At 62.9% G+C, this 3,689-nt stretch carries 2 protein-coding genes, 1 tRNA gene and 1 pseudogene; 2 read left to right on the top strand and 2 right to left on the bottom strand.

Going from position 1 to position 3,689, the window contains the following annotated elements:
* Nucleotides 1-119 precede the first annotated feature (119 nt).
* Nucleotides 120-201, bottom strand: a tRNA-Leu gene (locus tag BG35_RS0107675).
* 116 nt (nucleotides 202-317) lie between these two features.
* Between BG35_RS0107675 and accC the strand changes: the two are divergent.
* Nucleotides 318-1,675, top strand: a pseudogene (accC, locus tag BG35_RS10925) (acetyl-CoA carboxylase biotin carboxylase subunit).
* Here accC and BG35_RS10920 read toward each other — a convergent pair.
* On the bottom strand, nucleotides 1,668-2,012 hold the full coding sequence (locus tag BG35_RS10920; RefSeq protein ID WP_373276977.1) for a YggT family protein: 345 nt from the start codon (nucleotides 2,010-2,012) through the stop codon (nucleotides 1,668-1,670). The pseudogene accC and the gene BG35_RS10920 overlap by 8 nt on opposite strands.
* A 196-nt stretch (nucleotides 2,013-2,208) precedes the next feature.
* Between BG35_RS10920 and BG35_RS0107655 the strand changes: the two genes are divergently transcribed.
* Nucleotides 2,209-3,689 (top strand): SulP family inorganic anion transporter (locus BG35_RS0107655; RefSeq protein ID WP_025782365.1); only part of this gene is annotated, 1,481 nt, incomplete at its 3' end.

Genomic DNA, 3,689 nt, shown 5'->3' with positions numbered 1-3,689 from the left:
GGAGAACGCAGGATTGGCCGCCAGATCACGGTGAAGACGACGGGCCAGGGGGCGCACCCAGGTGAGCAGTTCGCCCGGTCCGTTGGACACCAGGATGATGTCGCTCTGGGGAAAAGCCATGCGGATGGCGAGATTTGAACTCGCAAGGCCGAAGCCACACGCCCCTCAAACGTGCGTGTCTACCAATTCCACCACATCCGCTGTCGTTGCGCAGCCATGGCCTGCCTGCCTGCCTCTTTATTAAACACCACGGGCTCCCCATGGGGGCCTGCCGGTTCAGGCACTGATACGATCCACCATTGGCGGCGTCGCTGTGGATGGCCCTTGGCAAGGTATTAATCGCCAACCGAGGTGAGATTGCGCTGCGGATCATCCGCAGTTGCCATGACCTGGGCATCCCTACGGTGGCCATCCACAGCACTGTGGACAGCAACGCCCTCCACGTTCAACTTGCCGACGAGGCAGTGTGCGTGGGGGAGGCCCCAGCGCCAAAAGCTACCTGAACGTGGCCAACGTCATTGCTGCCGCCACGTCCCGGGGGGTGGACGCCATTCATCCAGGCTACGGGTTTCTGGCGGAAAGTTCCCACTTTGCGGAAATCTGCAGGGCCCACAACATCAAGTTCATCGGCCCGTCCCCGGAGGCCATTCGCACCATGGGGGACAAATCCACGGCCAAGGCCACCATGCAGGAGGCGGGTGTCCCCACGGTGCCCGGCAGCCGTGGTCTGGTGGAGAACGTGAACCATGCCTACCAGTTGGCGGAGCACGTGGGCTACCCCTTGATGATCAAGGCCACCGCCGGTGGGGGGGGTCGGGGCATGCGGCTGGTGTCCAGGCCGGAGGAGCTGGACACCATGTTCAAGACAGCCCAGGGGGAGGCGGAGGCGGCATTCGGGAATCCGGGGCTGTACATGGAGAAGCTGATCATCCGCCCCCGGCATGTGGAGATCCAGGTGCTGGCGGACAGCCGTGGTGGGGTGATCCACCTGGGTGAGCGGGATTGCTCCCTGCAACGGCGCCATCAGAAAATCCTTGAGGAATCCCCAAGTCCCCAGTTGACGCCACGATTGCGTCGCAAGATGGGGGAGGCCGCGGTGCGGGCAGCCAAGGCCATCCAGTACGAGGGCGCCGGGACGGTGGAGTTTCTCCTGGAACCCGGCGGCAATTTCTACTTCATGGAGATGAACACCCGCATCCAGGTGGAGCATCCCGTGACGGAGATGATCACCGGCATTGACCTGGTGGCCCAGCAACTGCGGATTGCCGCTGGTGAGCCCCTGTCCTTAAGCCAGAGGAACGTGCGCTTCCACGGCCATGCCATCGAGTGTCGCATTAACGCGGAGGATCCACGCCATGGATTCCGGCCGGCGCCGGGGCGCATCAGTGGTTGGCTCCCCCCGGGAGGACCCGGGGTGCGGGTGGATAGCCACGTGTACACCGACTACCACATCCCCCCCTACTACGACTCCCTGATCGCCAAGATCATCGTGTGGGGGCAGGACCGACCCCAGGCCATTGCCCGCATGCGCCGCGCCCTCAGCGAGTGCGCCGTAACGGGGGTGAGCACCACCATTGAGTTCCACCTGCAACTGCTGGAGCGGCCCGAGTTTCTGCAAGGGAACATACACACCAAATTCATTGAGCAGGACATGCTCAACCGGACGCTCACCTGACGGCCATGGTCAACAGGCCCTGCTGGCCCACCAGCAACTCCCGCAACAGGCTCACCAGACCCAGCCAGATCACCGGTGTCACGTCCACGCCGCCGATGGGGGCCACCCAGCGGCGCGTGGGGGCCAGAACAGGCTCCGTGGGGACGTGGAGCAGGCGCCAGCCACCCCGCTGAAGATTCACCTGAGGATACCAGGTGAGCACGATGCGGAAGAGGAACAGCAGGCTCCAGGCGGCCAGCGCCAAGCCCAGTAGCAGGTGGAGCCAGGGCAGAGCCTTGGCCAGGACCGGAAAGGCTGTAAAGGCTGTGGGGCCGGCAACAATCTCGGGCGACAGCACGGGGGAGACGGGGACAGTCTTCGGCAAGTCTAGCCAGGGCCTATCGGTTCATCCGGTGACCCCCTCTCCCACCGCCATCGGGGCGCCCGGGGGAAGCAGTTGCCGATGCTGGAAATTGTATTATTAGATACCAATAGGGCGGCCACCTGTTAGGCTTCTTATGTTTTTGCCAAATACTGCCTAAATCCTGATGCAAATGCAAATTCTGAATCATATCAGCGCCAACAACCTCAAAGGTGACTGGTGGGGCGGCCTCACAACAGCCATCATTGCCTTGCCCATGGCCCTCACCTTCGGTGTCGCTTCCGGGGCAGGGCCTGAAGCGGGTCTGTGGGGCGCCGTGCTGGTCGGGCTGTTTGCGGCCCTGTTCGGAGGTACACCCACTCTCATCTCGGAGCCCACCGGTCCCATGACGGTGGTCATGACCGCCGTGATCGCCAACCTCACCGCCCGTGACCCTGAAAACGGCCTGGCCATGGCCTTCACCGTGGTGATGATGGCGGGGGTGTTCCAGATCCTGCTGGGCGTCTTGCGGTTGGGGCGCTACGTTGCCCAGATGCCCTACACGGTGATTTCAGGCTTCATGTCTGGAATCGGCTTCATCCTCATCGCGCTGCAGTTGGGGCCGGCATTGGGGCAGCAGGGTCCCCCGGGCGGGGTGATGGGCACCTTGCAGAATCTGCCCCAGTTGATTGGCGGCACACAACCGCTGGAACTGCTGCTTGCCGTATTCACCGTAGCCATTCTCTGGTTCACACCCTCGGCTATCAAGAAGTTTCTTCCTTCCCAAGTGGTGGCTCTTGTATTGGGCACCATCCTCTCCCTGACCCTGATTCCCTCGCTGAGCTCCGGCGGAGAGGAGATCCGTCGCATCGGGGAAATCGCTGCCGGCCTCCCCAGTTTGCAGATGCCGGTCTTCGGGGCCGACGAGCTGGGCTTGATGTTGGCGGATGCCGCGGTGCTGGGGGCATTGGGATGTATTGACGCCCTGCTCACCTCCGTGGTGGCAGACAGTCTGACCCGCACCGAGCACAATTCCAACAAGGAATTGGTGGGCCAGGGCCTGGGCAACCTGGTGTCGGGTCTGTTTGGCGGCATTGCCGGGGCCGGGGCCACCATGGGCACGGTGGCCAACATTCAGACGGGGGCGCGATCAGCCCTCTCCGGCGTCATCCGGGCGGTGATCCTGATGGTGGCGATTCTGGCTCTTCCCGGCTTGGTGGCCCCGATCCCCATGGCGGTGCTGGCGGGTATTGCCCTGAAGGTGGGCTTCGATATTGTGGATTGGGGATTCCTCAAGCGGGCCCATCGGATTTCCGCCAAGGGCGCTCTGATCCTCTATGTGGTCATTGGCCTTACGGTGCTGTGGGATCTGATCGTGGCCGTGGGCGTAGGCGTCTTCGTGGCCAATATGCTCACCATTGACCGTCTCTCCCGGCGGCAGAGTGACGTGGTGAAGTCCATCAGCACAGCGGATGATGACTTGAATCTGCCCCAGGAGGAGAAAGCCCTGCTGGATGCGGGCGAGGGCCGCGTGCTCCTCTTCCAGCTTACGGGAGACATGATTTTTGGCGTAGCCAAGACCATTGGCCGGGAGCACAACGCCATTGGCAAGGGCAAGTGCGACGCTGTCGTATTCGATCTTGGCGCCGTCTCCCATCTGGGCGTCACCGCGGC

The sequence above is a fragment of the Candidatus Synechococcus spongiarum SH4 genome, from assembly GCF_000586015.1.
Taxonomy (GTDB): Bacteria; Cyanobacteriota; Cyanobacteriia; order PCC-6307; family Cyanobiaceae; genus Synechococcus_B; species Synechococcus_B spongiarum_F.
Note: the sequence above shows the minus strand (reverse complement) of the source record. Positions and strands in the feature narration are given on the sequence as shown.